Below are 21,173 nucleotides of genomic sequence, written 5' to 3'. Positions count from 1 at the left end.
TGGTGTGCTTTCGTGTGGGGCTTATAGGGTAGGACGCAGGGCGGCCAGTGCCGCGGTTGCAACCTGTTCCGGGGTGCCAGAAATATCAACGAGCACCCCGGCTTCGTCCGATTCGAGGGGTTCGAGGGTGGCGAATTGGGAGTCGAGTAGGGAGGTTGGCATGAAGTGGCCTTTGCGGTGCTTCATGCGCTCTGCGATAGTTTCACGCACCCCTGTCAGGTGTACAAAGAGGACGCCGGGGGCGGCTTCGCGCAGCACGTCACGGTAGGTGCGTTTGAGGGCGGAGCAGGTGACGACAGTGTGCTCGCCGCGGGCGTCCGCGTCCTTGATCCAGGTGGCGATGCGGGCAAGCCAGGGGGCACGATCCTCGTCGGTAAGGGGAATCCCGGCGCTCATTTTCTGGATGTTTTCAGCAGGGTGCAGGTCGTCGCCTTCGACGAAGGCCCAGCCGAGTTGATCGCGCAGGGCGTGGGCGATGCTGGTTTTGCCGGTACCGCTCACACCCATCACGACAATGTGATGTGTGTTTTCCTTTGTCATGTCTATTATTGTGCACCCATTTAGTCCGTATGCCGAATAGACGGGGCACTCAAGGCATACGACTTCTACCCTTTGTTACAACCTGCGCGCGTAACACTGTCACAGTTCTACTCATAGGGGCAATATGTGAGAAAGGCTAGGGTTTGGTGCACCGGAAGTCCTAGGCTGAAGACCAAGCGCTCCCGGCGCTGTAGTCCCCAAGCAGCCGCACAAAGGAAAACCGACCATGACCACCCAGGTAAATATCAGCGAAAAGACCGCCACCGAACTGTTCTGCGAGGCTTTCGGCGCCCAGGCAGCCGGCGTTGCCATCATCACCGCTGAGGGCTCCGACGGGCTGCCGGGTGGCCTGACTATCTCGTCCCTGTCATCGGTTTCCGCTGAGCCTCCCATCGTCTCTTTCTCTTTCAAGGACCGCACCGGTTCGGCTGCCCGCATCATCGATGCTGACTCCTTCCTGATTCACCTGATTGGTGCCGATAACATCGAGATCGCCAAGCTCTTTTCGGTCAGCAAGGCCGATAAGTTTGGTGATACCTCCACCTGGGACCGTCTGCCTACCGGTGAGCCCCTGCTGCATGGGGTGAGCCGGGTGCTGCGCGTCCGTCCGCTGGGAACCCTCGATGCGGGCCCCGCCGTGGTCTTTACCGCTGAGGTCAGCGACTTCATCCGCCACGATGCCAACGCAGCCCCCACCGTTTACCACGCCCGCCGCTTCCACGGCCTGGGCGACCACTCGGCCCTGTAATCTAGTGCCCCGGCAGACCCGGGGTTTTAGACTGGTGCTATGACACTCCCTGCATCTCTTCCCTGGATTGAAAAGCTTATTGCCGCGCAGTCCATCAGCCAGACCAGCAACCGCCCCGTACTTGATCTGCTGGCGGCTGAGTTTGGGGCTCACGGCCTGACCCCGCACTACACCTACAGCGAGGACGGCGAGCGCGCCAACCTCTTCGTGACCGTGCCCGCCGCAGGCGGTGGTACGGACGGTGGCGTGGTGCTGTCGGGGCACACGGACGTGGTGCCGGTTGAGGGGCAGGCGTGGACTGTCACCGACCCCTTCACCCCCCTGGTGAAGGACGGCAAGCTCTATGGGCGCGGGGCCTCGGATATGAAGTCTTTTATTGGCTCTGCCATGTGGTTACTGCCCCAGCTGCTTGAGGCTAAGCTGGCGAAGCCCGTTCATTTTGCTTTTTCCTATGATGAGGAAATTGGCTGCGTGGGTGCACCTGCCATGATTGAGGACTTCCGGGCGCGCGGTATTGCCCCTGATTTTGCGGTCATTGGTGAACCGTCCATGATGCAGGTGATTTCTGCCCATAAGGGTGCTCACCGCGGGCGGGTGACCTTCAAGGGTATCGCTAAGCATGCCTCCTTGGGCCCACACGGGGTCAACGCTCTGGCGCCGGCGGCGGAGTTTATTACTTTCTTTGAGCAGCTGGCCGGTACCTGGCGGGCTGAGGGTCCCTTCGATGAGGGCTTTGTGGTGCCCTATTCCACCGGCGGGGTGAATTTTGCCCGCGGTGGTATTCAGTACAACATTGTGGGTGAGCACGTGGTACTGGAGTATGACTTCCGCACGGTTCCCCAGATGACGACCAGCGAGGTGATTGCCCAGATTGAGGCGAAGATTGCCGGTGATCTTCTTCCTGCCCTGAAGGCGCGGGCGGCGGACGCTGAGGCCCTGGCTGGCGCTACCCCCGGCGAGTTTGTGAACGCCGTGGGTATTACCCATGAGCTACTGGCTGCCGTCCCTGCCCTGGGTACTGCTGACGGTGCTGAGATTATTGCCCTGGCTAACGAGTGGGCGGGGCGCCCCGGTTCTGTGGAGGCCCAGAAGGTCACCTACGGTACTGAGGCTGGCCAGTTCGCCCGCTACGGCGGGGTGCAGGCGGTAGTGTGCGGCCCCGGCGATATCGCCCAGGCCCACACCCCCAATGAGTGGATTGAACTGGCCCAGATTGAGGCCTGCGACCGCTTCATGCTCAAGGTGCTGGAGTGGGCTAGCCAGGAACAGGAGAATACGATGACACCCCAGGACGCAGGTGCGCGACCCCGTCGACGTATTCGGGTTTTTCCGGAATGGGGAGTGGATTTCCCCCTGTGGGGTGCTCCCAGTGAGCTAGAGCAAGCCGGAGAGTACCCCTACCCTTATGACCCGGACGATTTACCCCAGGTTCCGTCTGACCTGGTGGAAGAGCTTGCAGCCTGGTCACAGGCGTGGGCGACCCGGGCAGCTGAAGAGATGGGTGAGATTCCGCCCCGTTCCCTCACCCAGCAGGAGCGCCACCAGGAAGAGCTGGAGTGGAAGAACCATGGTAAGGCCCTGGCAGAGAGCCTGCGGGCAGTTTTAGGGGATGGCTTCGAGATTATCTACGAGGGCTAGCCAGGAATAGGGCCGGGTATCTAGACTAGGCCCTATGAGCGCCCCATATCACTTTATTCCCTACCCGGCGGCGCCGGGCCTACACCCGGCCCTGGCCGGTATTCTGACGGTTCCCGTCAGCCTTGAGCGGGCGGGTGAGCCGTCCCTGCTGGTCTATCTTCAGGGAGAGGTGGAGCACCTGCCCCAGCCGCCCGGCCGGGGGAAGATTACCGTCACCTACCGCCCCGACACCGTGGCGGGGGGTACGGATAAGAGCCCTCTATCACGCCGGGCGCGGAGAGCATGCGGACGTCGGCACCTGGCAGATCACCGCCTCGTCGGCTCCCCTACTCGGCGGGGAAGGGATCCCCGTCCTCATCGAAACCAGCCCGGGCACCTTTCAGCCTGCCATTACGGGTGACGAACTCACCGAGGAGCTGGAGCTCCTCACTGGCTTTTGCCGGGGCGTCCGCTCCCTGATTGACCGGGAACTGGGTAACCAACCCTACCCGGCGACCTGGCCCCGACTCACGCCCGGGGTGGTAACCCGCTGCAGCAACCTGCCCTATCTCATCTCTGCCACCCAGGCGGTATCAGAGGTCGATGTAACTCTAGCCCTGCCCGCCTCTCCGCTGCGCTGGTGGGGGTTCGTACCCGTCCACCCCTCCGATGACAAGGTGCGGGGCCTGGCAGCAACCGCCAGCAGGGCGCGGCCTGAGGGCCTGTGGTATGCAGGGTTCTACATGGACTACTCCCCGGCACAACAAGGCTACAAGCCCGCCACCTTGCGTCGTGTGGCCAGCACCGATACCGATTGCTGGGCACTGAAACTGAGGTGGCTCAACGGCATGACCCTGTATGTTCAGCGCAGCGGCAACTGGGATATCATCTATGGCTCCCCACTGGCGGGGGCCCAGAAAAACCTCCCCTTCACCAGCGGCAAGTACGAGGTGGCGGACGTCCGCGCCGCCTCTTCCCTAGAACCCCTGGTGCGGGCGATTCACCGGGATCTCTACGAGGAGCCGGGATTACCCCCGGTGACCCAGTGGCGTATCGGGCCGCGTTCACAGACCGTACACCTGGACCTTGCTAATGACTGGGGAGAATTCTTCCCCCTCTGGTACGCAGACGGGAAAGGTCTGGCCGAGGATCTTGAGCTGGCCCCGTCCACCCGGCAGCTGCTGGGTAATTGGGCCAGTCTCTGGGAAGACCTGGACATGGACCCGGAAGACCTCACCAGCCCCACAACCCGAGCCTGGCGGCAGCTGGGGGAGAGACTGCGCGATACCCTCACCAGCGAACTGGGTGCGGGCTACACTGTCAAGCTCCATCTGGTAAGCCGTACCCTGCCCTGGAGCGAACTACAAGACCGCGCCTAGAGCCGGGCGGTGCAGACTTTTTGGGCTGGGTGCAGAGAAAACCCTGCACCCAGCCCAAGAAGTCTGCACAGTACCGAGTGGACTACTCCCAAAAAGCCCGCTTCTGCACGACCGGGATTTCACCGGTGGGCACGTAAGTGGCGGCGGCGGACGCGGCGGTCGCCTCGGTGTCCTCGCTCTGGGGTAGCACCTCAGCTGACTTGGAGCGGTACATGTGCTTGTTAGCCCACAGACCGAACCCAAGTACAGCCACAGCCAGTACAACACCGGCCACCTGGAAGAGTGAGAACTGGCCGTCGTAGTAGAGCTTGAAGAAAGATCCACCCATCAGGCCACCTGCGATAGGGGCGCAGACCGGCACCCAGGCGTAGTACCAGCGGGAGCTTCCCTTGCCGTGAATAGGCAGCAGGGCGTGCATGAGGCGGGGGCCAAAGTCGCGGGCAGGATTGAGGGCAAAGCCGGTCTGGCCACCCAGACCAATCACGAGCACGGTGACCAAGAAACCAAAGGCCAGGGGCTTGAGCACGTGATTTAGGTTGAGTGCCAGCTCTGAACCCTCAAGGATGGGGGTGAAGTTCACCCCCACGTAGAGGGCTGAGAAGACCAGCAAGAAGGTGCCGATAATTTCGGAGAGGGCGTTGGTGAAATAGTTGTGAATGGCGGGCACGGTGGCAAAAACACCGAGCTTGATTTTACGGTCTGCGGTGGCTTTCCAGTGGGGCAGGTAGTTGAGAAAGACGAAGCCCGCGCCCACCATGGCCCCAGCGACCTGGGCGAGAATGTAGCCGGGCACCATGGCCCAGTCGAACTCCCCGTAGGCGGCCAGGCCGATAGAGACAGCGGGGTTGAGGTGGCCGCCGGAGTAGGCGTGGGAGGCGTAGACGCCGAAGGTGACGGCAAAGCCCCAACCGAAGGCGATGGTAAAGAAGTTGTCGCCGTGGCCCTTGGAACGGCGTAGTTCGACGGTGGCAATGACGCCGCAGCCGATGGTCACCATAATCATGGTGCCCAGGAATTCGGCCAGGTAGGGGCTGATAGTGTTCACGTGTTTCTCCGCAAGTGTCGGGGGCCAGTATGCCCCGGCAGGTGCCGGACCCTTCAGCCCATAGTTTGCTTCACTTGGGTTTAAGTGTGAATGATTGGGTTTTTGGCGGCAAGGCTTAGGGGTAAAAGTGCCCTAACACTTAAGCGGTTTATCGCCCTCTTTTCCAAGAGCTGTGACCAAGCCCCCACCGGCGCGTTCACCCACTAAGACAAGGAGGCCACCGGGCGGGCGTCCGCGGGGATTCTAGGGGCGGACGCACCCACCCCACTAGCGCCCGAAAAGGCGGCGGAGCTGCCCGGGCAGGGTATGACGATGCTGCCAGGTGGCAAGGGCACCCCAGCCCAGGACAGCACCCAGGGTGTTGTTGAAAATGTCTTCGGCATCGAAGGTGCGGATAGCGCAGTCATAGTAGCCCCAGATACCGGTCAGCTGGGTCAGCTCAATCGCAAGTGAGGTGCCAAAAGCCGCGAAGAGAACGGCACGGAAGCTAGCTCCCCACCGCCAGCGGGCCAGCACCCCAAAGGGTACAAAGAGCAGCACGTTCAGCAGCATCTGCAGCACGTAGATAGAGAAGATGGCACCGAGTAGGCCGTCGTTGGCTGCAATAGCGAATTCGATACTCCAACCCAGGAAGAAGCGGGGGTAGGTGCTACCCCAGCCATCGGGGCAGACGAAGGAATCATTATCGGGCAGGGGCAGGAAGGTGTAGGCGATAACCCCGGTAGCGTAGAGCACCAGGACGCCCGTGGCGGCAATGCGGCGCAGGAGCCTAAGGGCGGGCAGGTGGCGGCCAAACCACCAAAGGGCGGGCACCACAAAAACCATGAGCAAGGCCCAGAGGGAAAGGGCCTGCTGGAGCACAGGAATCGAGAAGTAGAAGTAGTACCGCATAGTCTTGGAGATTGACAGGACTCTGAATGATTGAGTGTACCGACTCTAACTGGGTCTTTACAGAGAAAGAGGGAAAACTACACCCGAGGCCCTAGATGAGGGCACCTAAGGCCAGGCCCGCCAGGGCGGCAAGGGTTGAGACCAGCAACTGGCCGAGAGCAAGGACTCCGGTGGCCAGCTTACCGGGGGCTCGTAGGGTTTCAAGCAGGGCGGTGGAGAAGGTGGTGTAGCCACCCAAGAAGCCCACTCCCAGAATGAGGGTGAGATTTTCTGTAATTACAAAAGTTTCCGCACCGGGAATAGGCGTGATATGGGCAGCGAGAAGACCGGTGAGGCCGCCCAAGAGAAAGGATCCCGTGACATTAATAAAGAATGTCCCTAAAGGCATAGATACTTGCCAGAGCTTTAAAACAAGGGTTTTGACCCAGCTATCGACCCAGAGGCGCAGGGCGGCGCCTGCGCCGCCAGCGAGAAAGACTAAAAGGTAGACCATGCCCTATTCCCCCGCCCCTTGAGCTGGCCTACCGGCGCGGGGCAGGCGTCCGCTCATTCCCCACCGAGCAGCTAACCGCCACCCCGCCCAGGCCAGCAGGTAACCACCAACCAGCGAGAGCAGGGCATACCCGGCGGCCGTCCACCAGTGACCGGCCAAGGTGAGCTGGGCTAGCGCCAGGGCAAAAGTGGAATAGGTGGTAAAGCCACCTAAAAAGCCGGTGCCCACCAGCACACGGAGCTGCTCAGAACCAGCCGAAAGAACCCCACCCGGTGCGGCAGCAAGCAGGTAACCAGTCAAGAAAGCCAGCAGAAAAGCACCAGCCCAGTTCACCAGTAGCACCGTCACAGGCAAGGATAATCCAGAGACGGGGAAAGCAGTGAGCAGCAGGGCCCGCACAAGAGCACCGGCCCCTCCACCCAAAAAGACAAGCCAGGTAGTACGAAAGGTAGGGGTCACTCCCCCAGCCTACGCCGATGCTAGGGGTAGGCGCACCGTGAACTCGGTACGGCCGGGGCGAGAGACCACATCAATCGACCCACCGTGAGCCTCCACTATGGCCTTAGTGATGGGCAACACCAGACTCGTTGTACCGTCGGAGCCGGAACAGGCAGCGTCCGCCCGCGTAAAGCGGTCAAAAATCTTGCCCTTGAACTCGGGGGCGATACCCGGGCCGTTGTCGCTGATACTCATCATGGTCTCACGTCCGCTGGCAGAAATCGACAGGGAGGACGTCACCGTGGTGCCCTCGTCCGTGTGCTTGCGGGCGTTAGACAGCAGATTTAGCAGCACCTGCTGCAGCTGGGAACGATCACCGCGCACCTCCACCACATCCTCAGGCAGGTTGAGCTGCCAGATATGGTAGGAAGCTGCCACCTGCGGGTCCATGACGTTCTCTACCAGCAGTTCGGTCAGATCCACCTGGGTCATCTCAGGTTCACGTCCCTCATCCAGGCGGGCCAGAAGAAGGAGAAGAGCGCACCTTTATCTGCTCAGCCACCGAACCCTCATCCAGGCGGGCCAGAAGAAGGAGGTCTTCCACCAGGCACAACATACGCTCAGTTTGCGAGTTCACACACTCTAGCGAGGTCTTGCCCTGGTCAGTGAGGGTTTCGGTCCAGCGAATCATATCGGCATACCCCTTGATAGCCGCCAGAGGGGTGTGTAGGTGGGGAGCAGTGAGCTGGATTTCTTCGCCGCCGCGGGTGACCTCGCGGGTGTCCTGGTTAAGCACCAGGTCACCGACCACGAGTTCGGCGTCATTGGTGGCGGCAACACCAGAGCGCTGCACCAGGCGGTGCAGGCGAATCATGACTTCTTCCATGGACGCGCGCGATGGCCAGGGCTGTCGGGCCTTCTCCCGCTGATTTTACGCCCCAGCCGATCATTTTGAGGGCTACACTGACCAGCTCTTCGAGCATGCGTTCATCGTCAACCACGAGGGCGCGGATGGGTGACCCGTCGGGGTGTTCGAGGGTTGGGGGGTCTTTGCGATATCGGTTGCTGTGCTGCCCATACTTCTAAAGGGAGCTAAAAGCGGGTGTTCTGGGAAGCTCCAACCGCTATTTGAAGGGTTTGGGTGTTGTTTTCACAGGTGGTTCTTATCCGGGTGTGAGCCGGGGCAAGGTATACGTAGATGTACTCGTAGCAACAGGCGAGAGGCTGGTTGATAGTGTGATAATGGCACGGAGATGTAATGTTTCACAAAGACCTGGGTTTATGAGCAACGCGGGTTTATTTCCTTAGCTTCATCGGGTAGAGTTTCGGTGAGACTGTCAATTGTTTATTTTTGAAGAAACTTTATGACGGGTTGCCTAGAGGCTTTCTAAGTTTGAGTTGAATGAACCACCTCGCAACTCGTTAGACGGGCTCGCGTTGATGGTTGTGGTTCCCCTCAGCGCGAGCCTCTCTATAGCAAAGGGTCTTGTTCCGCAGATGCGGAGCAAGACCCTTTCTTTTTACCTTCTAGGGGCGCTACGGATCTAGCGGACGGATGACCGGCGGTGCTGCACCAGGTCGATAGCAGCACCCATCAGGGCGGCAATCAGGGTGGGAACGAACCAGCCCAGGTCGTAGGCATGGGCGGGTGCCCAGCCAATGAGGGGCTCAATCCAGGCAGACCCGAGGCCCTGGGCGTTGAGGGTCATGAGCAGGGCCCAGATGACAGAGACCAACAAGGCCAGACGGTGGGTCAGGTTCATCCAGGGAGCACGCAGGGCAGCTTCAAGCAGGGTGAGGACGACCAGGGTCAGGGCCGGCGGGTAGAGGGTAGTGATAATGGGAATGGCAAAGCTCATCAAGCCTTCCAAGCCAAAGGAGGCCAGCACAAAGGCGATGAGGGTGAAGATGATAGCCCAGGTGCGGTAGGACACCGAAGGTAGCAGCTTGTTAAAGAAAGAGCTGGTTGCACCGATCAGACCCACCGAGGTGGTGAGGCAGGCCAGCAGCACGATAAGGCCAAAGACAAGGGCACCGGGGCCACCCATGGTCTGGGCCGTGGCGTCGGTAAGCAGGGATGCGCCGTCCTTATAGCCCTGGCCGTTTGCAATATGCTCACCGATGTAGCCCAGGCCTAGGTAGACCGCACCCAGCAGAACGCCCGCGATACCGCCTGCCAGGGCGACACTGCGGAGCATTTCGTTGCGGCTGGTGATGCCCTTTTCGCGCAGGGAGGCAATCACAATAATGCCGAAGGCTAGACCAGCCAGGGAGTCCATGGTCATGTAGCCGTTGACGAAGCCGGTAGCAAAGGCACCGCTGGCGTAGTCTTCGGTGGGCGCCGCTGAGGGGGTGCGCAGGGTTATAAAGCTCATGACCACCAGCACGCCCAGCAGAATGACCAGGGCGGGGGTCAGGTACCTACCGAGGGTGTCGACGATGCCGGTGGGGTTCATGGCCAGCAGGTAGGAGATGCCGAAAAAGACGGCGGAGAAGACCAGGGTGGGAACCATACCGTCAAAGGATAGGTAGGGCTCCACAGCCATGGCGTAGCTGACGGTTCCGGTGCGAGGCAGGGCGTAGAGGGCGCCGATGGAAAGGTAGACCAGGGGCGGGAAGAGTAGGGCGAAGATTCTTCCACCGCGAGAGGCCAGGTCTTGCAGGTCGCGGCCGGTGACGGCGAGCGCGATAACGGCCAGAATTGGCATCAGGACGCCGGTGACCAGGAAGCCTGTGATGGCGGGGGTGAAGTTTTCACCGGCTTCTGCACCAAGCATGGCGGGGAAGATGAGGTTGCCTGCGCCGAAGAACATGGAGAACAGCATGAGGGCTGTGACCACGATGCTGATGAGCGGTGATGATTTAGTGGGTGCTGAGTTCATGGGTTCGGGTAATTCTCTATTTGTATGAAAGGGTTTAGTTTACTCCTCTTTATTGGGCAGGTTGCGGGTGGGTGAGCCCGCGGTCGGCGGTGGGTCGGTAGACTGGTAAGGATATTCGCGCGTTTTATACCTGAGGCGAAAGGGGGTCACGTTGCGCATTTCACGTATTTATAACAACAATGTTGCGCTGGCCCAGGCCTACACGGGCGAGCAGATGGTGGTCATCGGTCGCGGCTTAGCGTTTGGTAAGCGTAAGGGTGACATGGTTGACCCCACCCTCATTGAGCAGACCTTCGTGCCGGAGCACGGCACCCCCGATGAGCATTTGGCGGGTTCACTGGCGAAGATTCCCTCTGAGATTCTGGGTTTGGCGACCGAGCTTGAGTTTTTGGTCAAGGCCGAGGGTATTAACATTTCTCATTCCTTTATTGTTCCGGTGGCTGACCATATTAGCTATGCGGTGGTTCGGGCTCGCGAGGGGCTGGCGGTGGATTACCCGCTGGCTTTTGAGGTGTCTCAGCTCTACCCGCAGGAGGTCCGATTTGGCCACCGGGCCCTGGAGCTGGTTAAGGAGCGTCTGGGGGTTGAGCTGCCTGAGATTGAGGCAATTCCCCTCGCCATGCACCTGGTGAATTCACAGTTCGCTTCGGAAGACATGGGCGGCACCTACCGCATGACCGAGGTCTTTGCCCAGATTTTTGAGGTGATTGGGGTCAGCTTTGGCGGCCCGGTGGACCGGTCGCTGATGAGTGCTGCCCGCTTCGTCACGCATCTGCGCTATCTCTTTGTGCGTGCTGGCACTGCCCAGACCGCGGACGCCGGCACGAGCGTCCCCCTGCTCCTTGAAAGCCTAAAGGACGCCCACCCCCGCGCCTTTGCTGCGGCGGTGAAGGTGAAGCTGGTGCTTGAGATGCACCTGGAGCAGAACCTGACCGATGATGAGCTGACCTATCTAACGATTCATATCGCCCGCCTGGCCCGGGACCAGTACGGCACCTCCTAACGGCGTCCGCCCTATTCTTTCTCTCTTCACCCCGAGATAATCCCTAGGGTCATGAGAGAAAGAGTAGGCTGCAGAAGCCGCGCGCCACCCCAGACCCCCAAAATACTTTACAGAGAAAGTTTTTAGGAGTAGATTAAAAACATCGCAACAACAACACCACCTCGAAAGGTCACCACCATGCAGTTCGGTATCTTCTCCGTCGGCGACGTCACCATGGACCCCACCACCGGCAAGACCCCCAGCGAATACGAGCGCCAAAAGGCCATCGTTGAAATTGCCAAGAAGGCAGACGAAGTAGGCCTCGACGTCTTTGCCGTCGGCCAGCACCACAACCCGCCCTTCATCGCATCCTCACCGACCACCACCCTGGCCTACATCGCAGCCCAGACCAAGAACATCCTGCTGTCAACCTCCACCACCCTGATCACCACCACCGACCCCGTGCGCATCGCCGAAGACTACGGCACCCTGCAGCACCTGACCGACGGCCGCATGGACCTCATGATGGGCCGCGGCAACACCGGCCCCGTCTACCCCTGGTTCGGCAAGGACATCCGCCAGGGCGTCAACCTGGCCATCGAGAACTACGCCCTACTGCGCAAGCTCTGGAGCGAACAGGTGGTCAACTGGCAGGGCAACTTCCGCACCCCGCTCAACTCCTTCACCGCCACCCCGCAGCCCCTGGACGGCACCGCCCCCTTCGTCTGGCACGGCTCGATTCGCACCCCCGAGATCGCCGAGCAGGCCGCCTACTACGGTGACGGTTTCTTCCACAACAACATCTTCTGGAACAAGGAGCACACCCAGCAGATGATCAACCTCTACCGCGAGCGCTACGAGCACTACGGCCACGGCACCGCCGAGCAGGCCATCGTGGGCCTGGGCGGGCAGGTCTTCATGAGCAAGAACTCCCAGGACGCCGTTACCAAGTTCCGACCCTACTTCGACAACGCCCCGGTCTACGGCGGCGGCCCCTCTCTGGAAGATTTTGCTGACCAGACCCCGCTGACCGTGGGCTCACCCCAGCAGGTCATTGAGAAGACCCTGTCCTTCCGCGACTACGCCGGTGACTACCAGCGTCAGCTCTTCCTGATAGACCACGCAGGCCTGCCCCTCAAGGAGGTTCTGAACCAGATTGACATGCTGGGTGAGCAGGTTGTGCCCGTATTGCGCGAGGAGTTCGCTAAGCTACGCCCTGCCGGTGTGCCCGAGGCCCCCGTCCACCCCCGCTACGCTGCCCACCTGGCTGAGCAGGGTAAGTAGGGAGGAAGAGACATGAGTACCCCCTCCATCGTTGTTGTTACGGCAGGTTTGGGCGAGCCGTCCACCACTGCCCTACTGGGCGAGAACCTCAGCGAGGCCACGACCCAGGCCCTAGCCGCTGCTGGAGTTGAGGCGAGCTTCACCCAGATTTCGCTCCGCTCCCTAGCTACCGATATCACCAACCACTACCTGACCGGGTTCCCCATGGGCAAGCTGGCGACCGCCCTGGATCAGGTGCGGGAGGCTAACGCCCTGATTGTAGTCACCCCGGTCTTCAAGGCCAGCTATTCGGGGCTCTTCAAAAGCTTCTGGGATCTCGTCGAGGACGGCTCCCTGGCAGGTAAGCCCGTACTGATTGCTGCCACCGGCGGCACCGCCCGCCACTCCCTCATGCTGGAGACGGCCATGCGTCCGCTCTTTAGCTACCTCAAGGCAACCGTAGCCCCCTCGGGTGTCTTTGCCGCAACCGACGACTTCGGTTCCGATAGGAACCTGGCTCCGCGCGTAGCCAAGGCAGCTACCGAGTTTGCCCAGCTGGTACTCTGGACGCTCGGGCCAGCAGCCACCGCAGGGCAGGCAGCCCAGCAGGCTGGTGAAAGCGAGGCCAAGCAGCAGGCAGTTCAGGACGCCAACGCCGGCTCCTTCTTCGGCATTCTTGAGAAAGAGCGAGGCGGCCAGGCACCCGCGGCAGCCTATAAGGCCCCGGGACTAGAAGACCTAACGGTCATACCTTTTGAGGAATTACTTAAACGGAATACACCGGGCGCCTAAAGCGCACCCTACGGGTACAGCACTGGCGGGGAGGGTAGAAGCCCTCCCCGCCATTCTTTAAGGTGTCTAAATTTTTTCATTTTCGTCCCGCAACTAAAACAGCGTCCTAGCTGGTGAGCGCCAGAGCACCCGTTAACCCGTCTTAATATTTCCCACATATATTCCATACAGGTGACACTGCGCGTTAGGCTGGCACCAGATAGAGATTTTCTGCGAAAGTCTCCTGAACCATACCTACTCACCCAGTGGAGAGGGGAGGAGGTTCTATGGGACCAGACCCCACACCGGCTCGCTTCACCAAAGAACAGGAAACTCTTCTGGCAGCCATCATAGACTCACCACAGACTGATTCCACCGACGCCCACCCCGGTCTACACCCGCGAAGTGCAGCGCGCAGTCTTCGAGGGGCTGGACTCTACCACCGCCCGGGCCCTAGCCCACTTTTCCCGCGGTGTGCTCGGCAAGGTTGCCCACACCGAGCGACGGCGGGTAAGAGCCTAGAAGATACACGAGGGGCGGACGCTTGTAAGCGTCCGCCCCTCGTCTTTGCTCTGCCGGTGGGCAGAGAAAAAAATTTTAGATTTTTACTGTTGGTCGGTAGAACCGGGCTTCTGGGCCTTGGGAATGACCCCAACCCGCTGTGCCTTATGCAGCTGCTCGCGGTTGGCCAGTACCACCAGGGCCAGGGCGTTGAGGGCCAGACCGATGATGAAGATAATCCAGCCAATCACCATCAGGGCGGTACCGCTGAGAATTGCACCAACAATCAGGGCAGCAACCGAAACCAGGTAGGCGGGGGAGAGAAGAAAACGGGTATCCATGGGGTCCTCTCGGTGGTTCTAGCGGACGTGCTGGCGCGGGGCGCGGGAGCGGAAGATGCGCTCATCGCTGGCGGCAGCGCTGGGGGCTGCGGCTGAGACCAGGGGCTGGGACTCGGTAATGGCCTCGGGCTCGTAGAGGTAGGGGTCATCGGGCGCACCCTCTTCTTCATACTCTACCTGGGCGTCGGCGTCCGCACCGGCGATCATAGCGGGCAGGGGCCCGCCCTTGAGGTGCTGTACCACCACCAGGGTGGCGAAGACGTTCAGGCCCATACCGGCCAGCAGTACGGCCCAACCCAGCACTGATACCCAGGTGGAACTCGCACCCACCATTAAAGCGCCTGCAAAAAGGGCTAAGAGGGAGGTGAGGTATGCCGGGGAGAGGTCTTTGGTGTCCATTAGTCCTGATTCTGTGAGAAAATCTAATATTCTAATTTCAGAATATATTGCCTGCGTGCCCGCCCACTCTGAGAAGCCCTCGTCAGCCTAGGGCACGCATAGGCCTATAGCGGAATAAGCACTTACCCATAGTAGGTGATGATTCTGCAAATTTCTTGAGTATCACCTAGCCGGTGCCTCGAATCACTCCCGCTCGCGGGTGTCCGCACCCCCAACTACAGGCAGCTGGCGGGTTGCGATTCGCAGGGCCTCGTGGTTCAGCTCCTTTTGGGCCGGGGTAATGCGCATCTCGGTGGTCTCAAAGAGCTGCCCTGCCTTCTCGCGATCCAACTTGTGCTCGCCGCTGATGAAGGACTTAGGCAGTGATATGGTGAGTGCCCCAGGGGCCCTGATCTATGGACTCCTGGGCCTCAGGTGCTATTTTCCGGCAGAGCGACCAGAAGGCTAGAAGTTGGAGGTGGCGTCCACCCCGGCCTGCTTAAGACGGTCGGTGAGGGCAGAGAAGTCAATCATGGAACCAATCAACACTAATTTTGAACAGTGTTCAAATTGTTACTTCTCCCTACACAGCTCACACCACCCAAGGGAACCGCAAAACTTAAAAGGGACCTCGCGTTATGCGGTCCCTTTTAAGTTTTGCGGTCCCCTTGCAGAAGGCGCTAGGAGCCGCAGCCCCCAGCGCCACAGGCACAGTTGCCGCCGCAGCCACCACCGGACGCCGCACCCTCCAGTGCGACCTGGGCATAGGCGTCCGCGTCCTCCACCCCGGCAGCACGCAGGTGCTCCACATACTCAGCTACCAGGTCGCGGTCGCCCGCATCGGCAATGGTGAGGCCAGCGCCCACAATGAGCTTGAGGTCCTCAAAAATCAGGCGGGGCTGGGCGGAGTCTACGGTCAGTACCAGCGAGTCCAGGGCACCGACCGCCAGGGGTTGCAGGGAGCGCAGGGTCATTTCACGGCTCTCCCCCAGATGCAGGCTCTTTGCGGGTGCGACCAGGCGGGCTGCAGCCAGCACCCGCAGGGCCTCCATGGGGGCCAGGGCGGGCAGACCCACAAAGTCCACGTCGATGCGCTCCACCGCAGGGTCGGCGGCCAGGTCAGCTAAGGTAGCTGCCAGGGCATCGGCATCAAGCGGGGCTGCGACCTCTACGAGGGCGGACGCCACCTGCCGCGCGGGTGCGCCCAGCAGGTTGGTGGCGGTGATGGTTGAGCCGAAGTGGGTGGCGCGTAGTTCTATTGCCAGGTCCATGAGGGCGAAAGTGGCAGCAGGGCTGGCGGTCAGCACGTCGTAAAGGTCGGCAGGTGAGGCAGTTTCGCCTACGCGCAGGCGGGCGGCAAGATCTGAAAAGTTAAGGGTCATGAGTTCAAATCTACTCCTCTTCGAGGGAACAGCGCCCGCTGCCAGCTGTTGCTGGGAGCGAAAGTAGGTCACAATGAGGGGGTGGCTTTATCCCGTGAGAAGATTCTTGACACCGCTTTTGATGTGCTGCGCCAGTTTGGCTTAGCCGACCTTTCGATGCGTCGGTTGGCTACCGAGCTGGGAGTGGCCCCCGGCGCACTCTACTATCACGTCAAGAATAAGCAGGAGCTTCTAGCCTCGCTGGCCTCCCGCATACTGGCAACAGTAGAAAGACCCAGCACCCCAACCACCCCCGATACTCTGCTCATTACCGGGGAAAATACCTACCGGAAACTTATTCCGGTTAAGGAATGTTCCGAAGTCATCCGCCTAGCCCTGGCCCTGCACCCCGCGACCCTCACCCCCGATAGACTAGCACTGCTCGACACCCTTGAAACTGACTTTGGAGCCGCCACCGGCACCCCGCAACCGGCCCAGGCCGCCGAAATCTTCATGCATACCTGCCTGAGCCTCATCGAGCAAGAGCAGACCAGGGCCCTGCTCGCCGGCAGCACCCCGCCAGCCGAGCCACCGGCGTCCTACACCTCCGCCCTCACCGCCGTCATTAAGGGCTTTACTGCCTAAGCCCCACCAGCTTCTACCCGAACGAAAAGATAAGACCGTGACCCTCCGTGTTGAGCCCGCCTGGGCTACCCTGCCAGACCACCGCGCCGAAGTTGAGGCAGCCCGCGCTGCCTTTGTTGAGAAGTACGGAGTGGAGCCCGATGGTGTATGGTCAGCGCCCGGGCGTCTCAATCTACTGGGTGAGTACATCGACTTTCTCGGTGGGTCCTGCATGCCTATGCCCCTGCCCTACCGCACATATGTGGCGGGCAGGCTGCGCACCGACGGGGTACTGCGAGCGACCTCCCTGCAAATGCCGGGGGACGACCGCACCGTCGTCATCCGCGAAATCACCCCGGGCACATTCAAGGGCTGGTTCACCTATGTGGCAGGGGTAGCCTGGGCCATGAACCGGGAGGGTGGCAAAGATATCGCCCTGCCCCATAATTTTGGGGCTGACCTGCTGATTACCTCCCAGGTGCCGGTGGGTGGGGGCCTATCGTCCTCTGCCGCCCTGGAGTGCTCCACAGCCCTGGCCCTGCTGGATCTTTCCTGCCCCCTGCGCCAGGGGTGCGACTGCACCGAGGCTCTACCCTCTGACCTCTCCCCCGCTAACGACGCCCTGCGTGCCCGCCTGGCCCAGGTCTGTATTCGCGCCGAGAACGAGGTAGCAGGGGCCCGTACCGGCGGCCTTGACCAGACTGCTTCGCTACGTTCGGCACCAGGCAAGGCCCTGGTGGTGGACTTCCGCGATTTCTCCATCAATCCTCTGACCGTTGATGTGGCGAGCGCTGACCTAGGCTGGCTGGTCATCAACACCAATACCCCCCACGAGCTGGCGGGAGGTGAATTTGCTGCCCGCCGCGAGGCGAACGAGGCGGTGACCGAGGCGATGGGGCTGGATTATCTGCGCAATGCCCTGCCCGAGGATCTAGCCTGTGCCGGTATGAGTGAGCGCGAGGTTAAGCAGTGCCGCCTGGATCTGGTAGATCAGACCGTCAACCGCGCCCTGGTTGCCCTGGAGGGGACCGGCCAGCCCCGCACCTTCCCGCGCGGCTGGGTGCGCCACACCCTGCACGATATGACCCTGGTGGAGCGGGCAGCCTACCTGCTGGGTCGGAAGGACGCCGGCGAGCAGGTTAACTGGAGCGAGCTGGGCAGGCTCTTTACCGAGAGCTTTGTGTCGATGCGCGATGAGCTGCGGGTGTCTCGCCCCGAGATTGATCTGGCGGTTGATACCTGCCTGGCGGCCGGAGCTCTGGGTGCCCGTATTGTGGGTGGCGGTTTTGGCGGGGCCGTAATGGCCCTGTTGCCGCTGCACCTGGTGGAATCGGCGGGGGAGCGGGTGGCTCTAGCCTATGCCCAGCAGGGCTATGCTGACCCCGAGTTCCTGCCCATGGTGGCGGGCTTCCCAGCAAATCGGGACCTTTAGGAAACGTGCATCACAGGCCTGCGGTGCAGGTTCTTCTCGGCCCACCGCCGAGGCTTTATTCAGAATTTTCTCAGCCTACTGGGTTTCTTTTTGCGGCACTAGCGCATAAACTTATCAATAAGGGAAGCTCACGAACTATCCCTGCACTCCAAGCTCGCGCAGGCGAGAAACGAAAGGAGCCCACCATGGCTGCAGAAGACAAGATTGAAAACGGCCTCGACAACCTCGCTGGCAAGGCCAAGGAGGCCGGTGGCAAGCTGACCGGCGATGACCGTCTCGAAGCTGAGGGCAAGACCGACCAGATTCAGGCCCAGGCTAAGGACAAGCTCGACGAAGCCAAGCAGACCATCTCAGACGGTGTTGATAAGGCTAAGGACGCCATCAACGGTATCAAGGATTCCTTCAAGAAGGACTAGTCTCACCCTTTTCAGGCGCTAAGCTGCTAGTGGGCACCCATTTCGGGGCCCCTCGCACCGTAAAAGAAAGGTGAACCCCATGGGTCTCGATTTCAACAGCGCCATTAACGACGGCATCGACAAGGCTCAGGACGCCATCAATGAGAAGGCTGGCAAGGAAGTTGTCAGCGAAGAAAACGCTGAGAAGGCTAAGGAAGCCGCTTCTGGCGCCGCCACCAAGCTCACTGAGAAGTTCGGTAAGTAAAACCTTCTTATTAGGTTTACCGCTATCGCCGGGTGCTCACGATGTATCGTGGGCGCCCGGCGATAACTGTATCTACCCAACTCACATAGGCCTTGCCGTAAAAAGTGGGAATACCAGACCTCTCGCTGCGTTGTACCGGGTACCCTACCGTTTTTGAATAAGGAGTTTTCTATGCCGAGCGTATCTTCTACCCACACCGCTGCCGAGCAGTTCGTCGCCGAAGGCGGCGTCGCAATTTATTGGCGCCCGGGCTGCCCCTTCTGCCAGCGCCTGGATGCCGGTCTCGGCGAGGTGGGCGAGCGGGCTATCTGGGTCAATATTTGGGATGACGCGGACGCCGAGGCTTACGTAAAGAGCGTCAATGACGGTAACGCTGTGGTGCCGACCGTCCGCACCGCAGAGCGGTCTTTTGTCGCCTCAGCGGCAAGCGCCCCACAGACCGTAGCTGAGCTCATTGAGACATCGGGCAAGTAAGGAATTAAGCCTTATTTTAATGTTAGATTCATGCGGACCTGAGAGAATATGATCATGATGTTTTCTATGAAAAAGACTGTTCTTGTATCTTCCGGCGCGGTACTGGCCCTGACCCTTGCAGCCTGCGGGTCAGGTAGTGCCGAGACGAGCGCCCCGCAAACTTCTGTAGCAACAAGCAGTGCAGCTGCTGGCAGCCAGGCGACTGCATCCGCAAGCCCCTCCCCCACTACTATTGAAGGCCCTGCCGAAACCGGGGCCCTGATCGCCGCTATTGAGCAGGGTCTAGTTGCCCGCCCAGGCGGCACCGTGGTGCAGGTGGATGAAGAGGATGAAACCCAAGATAGTTTCGACCTTGCCGTGGTGGTCGACGGAGTCAAGCATGAGTTCACCCTCTTTGCAGACGGGTCTGTGGCTGATGAGAGAACCAGTGAGGATGCCGAGGATGTAGCTCGGGCCGCTGCTGCCCAGGTTCTGGCTGCGGACGCCGTCCGCACCGCCGCTGAGGGGCGCGGCGGCCAGGTTGCCACCGACCTTGATATTGATGACCAGAACGGTGCCCTGATGTGGGAGGTTGATTTTGAGGACGCCCGCGGCAACGACCTGGGGTCGGTTAAAGTTGATGCCCTTACGGGTGAAGTAGTACCTGTCGGGTAGTTTTTTGAAATTACATGTTTTCTACACCCTGCGGATAGGAGTTATCCACAGGTGGGGATAAAACTGGGGAAATCTCTTACACCCGTGTAATTACAGGCGGCTGTTAAAGCTTTTTGGTGCCGTACACAGGTTTTTAACATCTGTGGAATTACACCCTTGTAGTTATTAACAGCTGTGGATAAGTCCTGTGGACAAAGAGTGAGGGCCCACCGTAACGGTGGGCCCTCACTCTTTTTGCACTGTTTTATGGCCTACGCGGGTAACTTGGCAGCCGGTCAAGAACAGCAGCAACCAGGGCGCCGGTCACCAGGCCGCCGAGGTGGGCTTCCCAAGAGATACCCGGCATGAAGAAGCCGAAAGCGAAGTTGATCGCCACCAGAATCACGATGCTACTGGTGCTCTGCTGGCGGGCCCGGGAGAGAGCGAAGAAAGCTCCAAAGAGGCCAAAGACGCCGCCAGATGCCCCCAGGGTACTCACCTCCATACCGCCCAGCACAGAGGCCAGCAAGTGCACGGCCACAGACCCGCCAATGATTGAGAGCAGGTAGGTTGCAAGGAACTTCCTCTTCCCCATCAGAGGCTCCAGGGCCTGCCCGAAGAGGTAGAGGGTGAACATGTTAAGCAGCAGGTGGCTGATGTTATCAGGGGAATGTAAGAAGCCCGAGGTCAGCATGCGGTACCACTGTCCCGTGTACTCCACGTAGAGGGGGTTGTAGATACCGAATACTGTGACCTGCGGGAAGATAAACTGCAGAATCAACACCATAACATTTATACCAATAATGGCATATGTAGTAGTGGGGCGGGCTTTAGCGTAGCGAACCCGCGGGGCTGAACGCTGCGATTCTGCCAGGCAGTCCACACACATCATGCCCACCTCAAGCGGCACCTGGCACTGCCCGCAGGCTAGCCGCCCGCAGCGTCCGCACCGCACATAGGTCACCTGGTCAGGGTGGCGAGGGCACACCGGAGTCTCATCACTGGAATAGCCGTACCTACCGACCTGCTCGCTCACGGGCTCGTCCTTTCACCTGCGGCGTTAGCCGCTCACGAAAATTTTCTGGGGGTAGAGCAAAGGCCCACCCAGGGCGGGCGGGCCTTTACCTCAGTAGCTTCTAAAGCTTAGAGCTGCTCAATGTCGATGGAGGAGATAACGACGTCCTCGACGGGGCGGTCCATAGCGCCGGTTGCTACACCTTCGATGGCGTCAACGACCTTCTTGGAGTCCTCATCTGCGACCTCACCGAAGATGGTGTGGCGGCCGTTGAGCCAGGGGGTCTCAACGGTGGTGATGAAGAACTGGGAGCCGTTGGTGCCGGGGCCTGCGTTAGCCATAGCCAGCAGGTAGGGCTTGTTGAAGCTCAGTTCGGGGTGGATTTCGTCCTTGAACTGGTAGCCGGGGCCGCCAATACCCTGACCGAGGGGGTCGCCACCCTGGATCATGAAGTCGCGGATAATGCGGTGGAAGATGACATCCTTGTAAAGGGGGCCTTCCTGCACTTCGCCGGTGCGGGGGTGGCGCCATTCCTGGGTGCCATCTGACAGGCCGATGAAGTTCTTGACGGTCAGCGGTGCGTGGTTACCGAAGAGGTTAACGACGATGTCACCGTGGTTGGTGTGAATAGTTGCTTTTGCAGTTGCAGTCATGCCCCTATTCTCGCACGGGCAGGTGGGCAGCCGCTAGATATGACCTGAGCTT

The 21,173-nt window shown here is 60.3% G+C and carries 26 protein-coding genes and 1 pseudogene; 12 read left to right on the top strand and 15 right to left on the bottom strand.

Annotated features, from left to right (window positions below; all coding sequences use genetic code 11):
- Window positions 1–21 precede the first annotated feature (21 nt).
- The gene (locus QM007_RS00285; RefSeq protein WP_283490040.1) at window positions 22–540 is read right to left on the bottom strand and encodes a gluconokinase; all 519 of its coding nucleotides are present in this window, start codon (window positions 538–540) and stop codon (window positions 22–24) included.
- 226 nt (window positions 541–766) lie between these two features.
- Here QM007_RS00285 and QM007_RS00280 point away from each other — a divergent pair, with 226 nt between their 5' ends.
- The 3 genes from QM007_RS00280 to QM007_RS00270 all read left to right on the top strand — a co-directional run bounded on the left by QM007_RS00280 (window position 767) and on the right by QM007_RS00270 (window position 4,284).
- Complete coding sequence (locus QM007_RS00280; RefSeq protein WP_283490039.1) at window positions 767–1,288, top strand: flavin reductase family protein; 522 nt, start codon at window positions 767–769, stop codon at window positions 1,286–1,288.
- A 39-nt stretch (window positions 1,289–1,327) separates the two neighbouring features.
- Entirely contained in the window at window positions 1,328–2,926 is a 1,599-nt protein-coding gene (locus QM007_RS00275; protein WP_283490038.1) for an acetylornithine deacetylase, read from the top strand.
- 134 nt (window positions 2,927–3,060) lie between these two features.
- Complete coding sequence (locus tag QM007_RS00270) at window positions 3,061–4,284, top strand: hypothetical protein (protein WP_283490037.1); 1,224 nt, start codon at window positions 3,061–3,063, stop codon at window positions 4,282–4,284.
- 82 nt (window positions 4,285–4,366) lie between these two features.
- On the opposite strand, the gene QM007_RS00265 is transcribed toward QM007_RS00270, so the two are convergent.
- The 8 genes and pseudogenes from QM007_RS00265 to brnQ all read right to left on the bottom strand — a co-directional run bounded on the left by QM007_RS00265 (window position 4,367) and on the right by brnQ (window position 10,033).
- A complete protein-coding gene (locus tag QM007_RS00265; protein WP_283490036.1) occupies window positions 4,367–5,329 on the bottom strand; it encodes an MIP/aquaporin family protein in 963 nt (320 codons plus the stop codon).
- A 267-nt stretch (window positions 5,330–5,596) separates the two neighbouring features.
- Entirely contained in the window at window positions 5,597–6,220 is a 624-nt protein-coding gene (locus QM007_RS00260) for a VanZ family protein (protein ID WP_283490035.1), read from the bottom strand.
- A gap of 91 nt (window positions 6,221–6,311) precedes the next feature.
- A complete protein-coding gene (locus QM007_RS00255) occupies window positions 6,312–6,713 on the bottom strand; it encodes a fluoride efflux transporter FluC (RefSeq protein WP_283490034.1) in 402 nt (133 codons plus the stop codon).
- 3 nt (window positions 6,714–6,716) lie between these two features.
- On the bottom strand, window positions 6,717–7,172 hold the full coding sequence (locus tag QM007_RS00250) for a fluoride efflux transporter FluC (RefSeq protein ID WP_283490033.1): 456 nt from the start codon (window positions 7,170–7,172) through the stop codon (window positions 6,717–6,719).
- A 9-nt stretch (window positions 7,173–7,181) separates the two neighbouring features.
- Window positions 7,182–7,643, bottom strand: a complete 462-nt coding sequence (locus QM007_RS00245) for a sensor histidine kinase (RefSeq protein ID WP_502949062.1) — start codon at window positions 7,641–7,643, stop codon at window positions 7,182–7,184.
- Window positions 7,644–7,659: 16 nt separating this feature from the next.
- Window positions 7,660–7,842 carry a hypothetical protein gene (locus QM007_RS11055; RefSeq protein ID WP_502949085.1) on the bottom strand — a complete coding sequence of 61 codons (183 nt, stop codon included), beginning with the start codon at window positions 7,840–7,842 and terminating at the stop codon, window positions 7,660–7,662.
- Between the two features lie 45 nt (window positions 7,843–7,887).
- Window positions 7,888–8,229 (bottom strand): annotated as a pseudogene (locus QM007_RS00240) (response regulator transcription factor); the annotation flags it as partial.
- Window positions 8,230–8,695: 466 nt separating this feature from the next.
- Window positions 8,696–10,033, bottom strand: coding sequence for a branched-chain amino acid transport system II carrier protein (brnQ, locus tag QM007_RS00235; RefSeq protein ID WP_283490032.1), 1,338 nt, complete (start codon window positions 10,031–10,033; stop codon window positions 8,696–8,698).
- Window positions 10,034–10,184: 151 nt separating this feature from the next.
- Between brnQ and QM007_RS00230 the strand changes: the two genes are divergently transcribed.
- The 3 genes from QM007_RS00230 (at window position 10,185) to QM007_RS00220 (ending at window position 13,070) form a co-directional block, all read left to right on the top strand.
- Window positions 10,185–11,036: a PRD domain-containing protein gene (locus tag QM007_RS00230; protein WP_283490031.1), complete on the top strand. Its 852-nt coding sequence runs from the start codon at window positions 10,185–10,187 to the stop codon at window positions 11,034–11,036.
- A gap of 177 nt (window positions 11,037–11,213) precedes the next feature.
- Window positions 11,214–12,299 (top strand): LLM class flavin-dependent oxidoreductase, encoded by a 1,086-nt coding sequence (locus QM007_RS00225; RefSeq protein ID WP_283490030.1) that lies wholly within the window; start codon window positions 11,214–11,216, stop codon window positions 12,297–12,299.
- 12 nt (window positions 12,300–12,311) lie between these two features.
- The gene (locus QM007_RS00220) at window positions 12,312–13,070 is read left to right on the top strand and encodes a CE1759 family FMN reductase (RefSeq protein ID WP_283490029.1); all 759 of its coding nucleotides are present in this window, start codon (window positions 12,312–12,314) and stop codon (window positions 13,068–13,070) included.
- Window positions 13,071–13,654: 584 nt separating this feature from the next.
- On the opposite strand, the gene QM007_RS00215 is transcribed toward QM007_RS00220, so the two are convergent.
- From QM007_RS00215 to QM007_RS00200, 4 genes are all read right to left on the bottom strand, one after another.
- The gene (locus tag QM007_RS00215) at window positions 13,655–13,891 is read right to left on the bottom strand and encodes a hypothetical protein (RefSeq protein ID WP_283490028.1); all 237 of its coding nucleotides are present in this window, start codon (window positions 13,889–13,891) and stop codon (window positions 13,655–13,657) included.
- A gap of 18 nt (window positions 13,892–13,909) precedes the next feature.
- Window positions 13,910–14,290: a hypothetical protein gene (locus tag QM007_RS00210; RefSeq protein WP_283490027.1), complete on the bottom strand. Its 381-nt coding sequence runs from the start codon at window positions 14,288–14,290 to the stop codon at window positions 13,910–13,912.
- Window positions 14,291–14,473: 183 nt separating this feature from the next.
- Window positions 14,474–14,620 carry a hypothetical protein gene (locus QM007_RS00205; protein WP_283490026.1) on the bottom strand — a complete coding sequence of 49 codons (147 nt, stop codon included), beginning with the start codon at window positions 14,618–14,620 and terminating at the stop codon, window positions 14,474–14,476.
- Window positions 14,621–14,949: 329 nt separating this feature from the next.
- A complete protein-coding gene (locus QM007_RS00200; RefSeq protein WP_283490025.1) occupies window positions 14,950–15,651 on the bottom strand; it encodes a biotin synthase BioB in 702 nt (233 codons plus the stop codon).
- A gap of 81 nt (window positions 15,652–15,732) precedes the next feature.
- On the opposite strand from QM007_RS00200, the gene QM007_RS00195 reads away from it, so the two are divergent.
- The 6 genes from QM007_RS00195 (at window position 15,733) to QM007_RS00170 (ending at window position 19,474) form a co-directional block, all read left to right on the top strand.
- On the top strand, window positions 15,733–16,275 hold the full coding sequence (locus tag QM007_RS00195) for a TetR/AcrR family transcriptional regulator (protein ID WP_283490024.1): 543 nt from the start codon (window positions 15,733–15,735) through the stop codon (window positions 16,273–16,275).
- Window positions 16,276–16,312: 37 nt separating this feature from the next.
- The gene (locus QM007_RS00190) at window positions 16,313–17,686 is read left to right on the top strand and encodes a galactokinase (RefSeq protein WP_283490023.1); all 1,374 of its coding nucleotides are present in this window, start codon (window positions 16,313–16,315) and stop codon (window positions 17,684–17,686) included.
- A gap of 185 nt (window positions 17,687–17,871) precedes the next feature.
- Window positions 17,872–18,102, top strand: a complete 231-nt coding sequence (locus QM007_RS00185) for a CsbD family protein (RefSeq protein ID WP_283490022.1) — start codon at window positions 17,872–17,874, stop codon at window positions 18,100–18,102.
- 79 nt (window positions 18,103–18,181) lie between these two features.
- Window positions 18,182–18,346 (top strand): ribosome recycling factor, encoded by a 165-nt coding sequence (locus QM007_RS00180; RefSeq protein WP_283490021.1) that lies wholly within the window; start codon window positions 18,182–18,184, stop codon window positions 18,344–18,346.
- Window positions 18,347–18,517: 171 nt separating this feature from the next.
- A complete protein-coding gene (locus tag QM007_RS00175) occupies window positions 18,518–18,820 on the top strand; it encodes a glutaredoxin domain-containing protein (RefSeq protein WP_283490020.1) in 303 nt (100 codons plus the stop codon).
- A 54-nt stretch (window positions 18,821–18,874) separates the two neighbouring features.
- Window positions 18,875–19,474 (top strand): PepSY domain-containing protein, encoded by a 600-nt coding sequence (locus QM007_RS00170; RefSeq protein WP_283490019.1) that lies wholly within the window; start codon window positions 18,875–18,877, stop codon window positions 19,472–19,474.
- Between the two features lie 244 nt (window positions 19,475–19,718).
- Here the strand turns inward: QM007_RS00170 and QM007_RS00165 are convergent, their stop codons facing one another.
- Window positions 19,719–20,489: a rhomboid family intramembrane serine protease gene (locus tag QM007_RS00165; protein ID WP_283490018.1), complete on the bottom strand. Its 771-nt coding sequence runs from the start codon at window positions 20,487–20,489 to the stop codon at window positions 19,719–19,721.
- Between the two features lie 107 nt (window positions 20,490–20,596).
- Complete coding sequence (locus QM007_RS00160; protein WP_237201101.1) at window positions 20,597–21,121, bottom strand: peptidylprolyl isomerase; 525 nt, start codon at window positions 21,119–21,121, stop codon at window positions 20,597–20,599.
- Window positions 21,122–21,173 lie beyond the last annotated feature (52 nt).

This window comes from Rothia sp. SD9660Na, from assembly GCF_030064065.1.
Classification (GTDB): domain Bacteria; phylum Actinomycetota; class Actinomycetes; order Actinomycetales; family Micrococcaceae; genus Rothia.
Note: the sequence above shows the minus strand (reverse complement) of the source record. Positions and strands in the feature narration are given on the sequence as shown.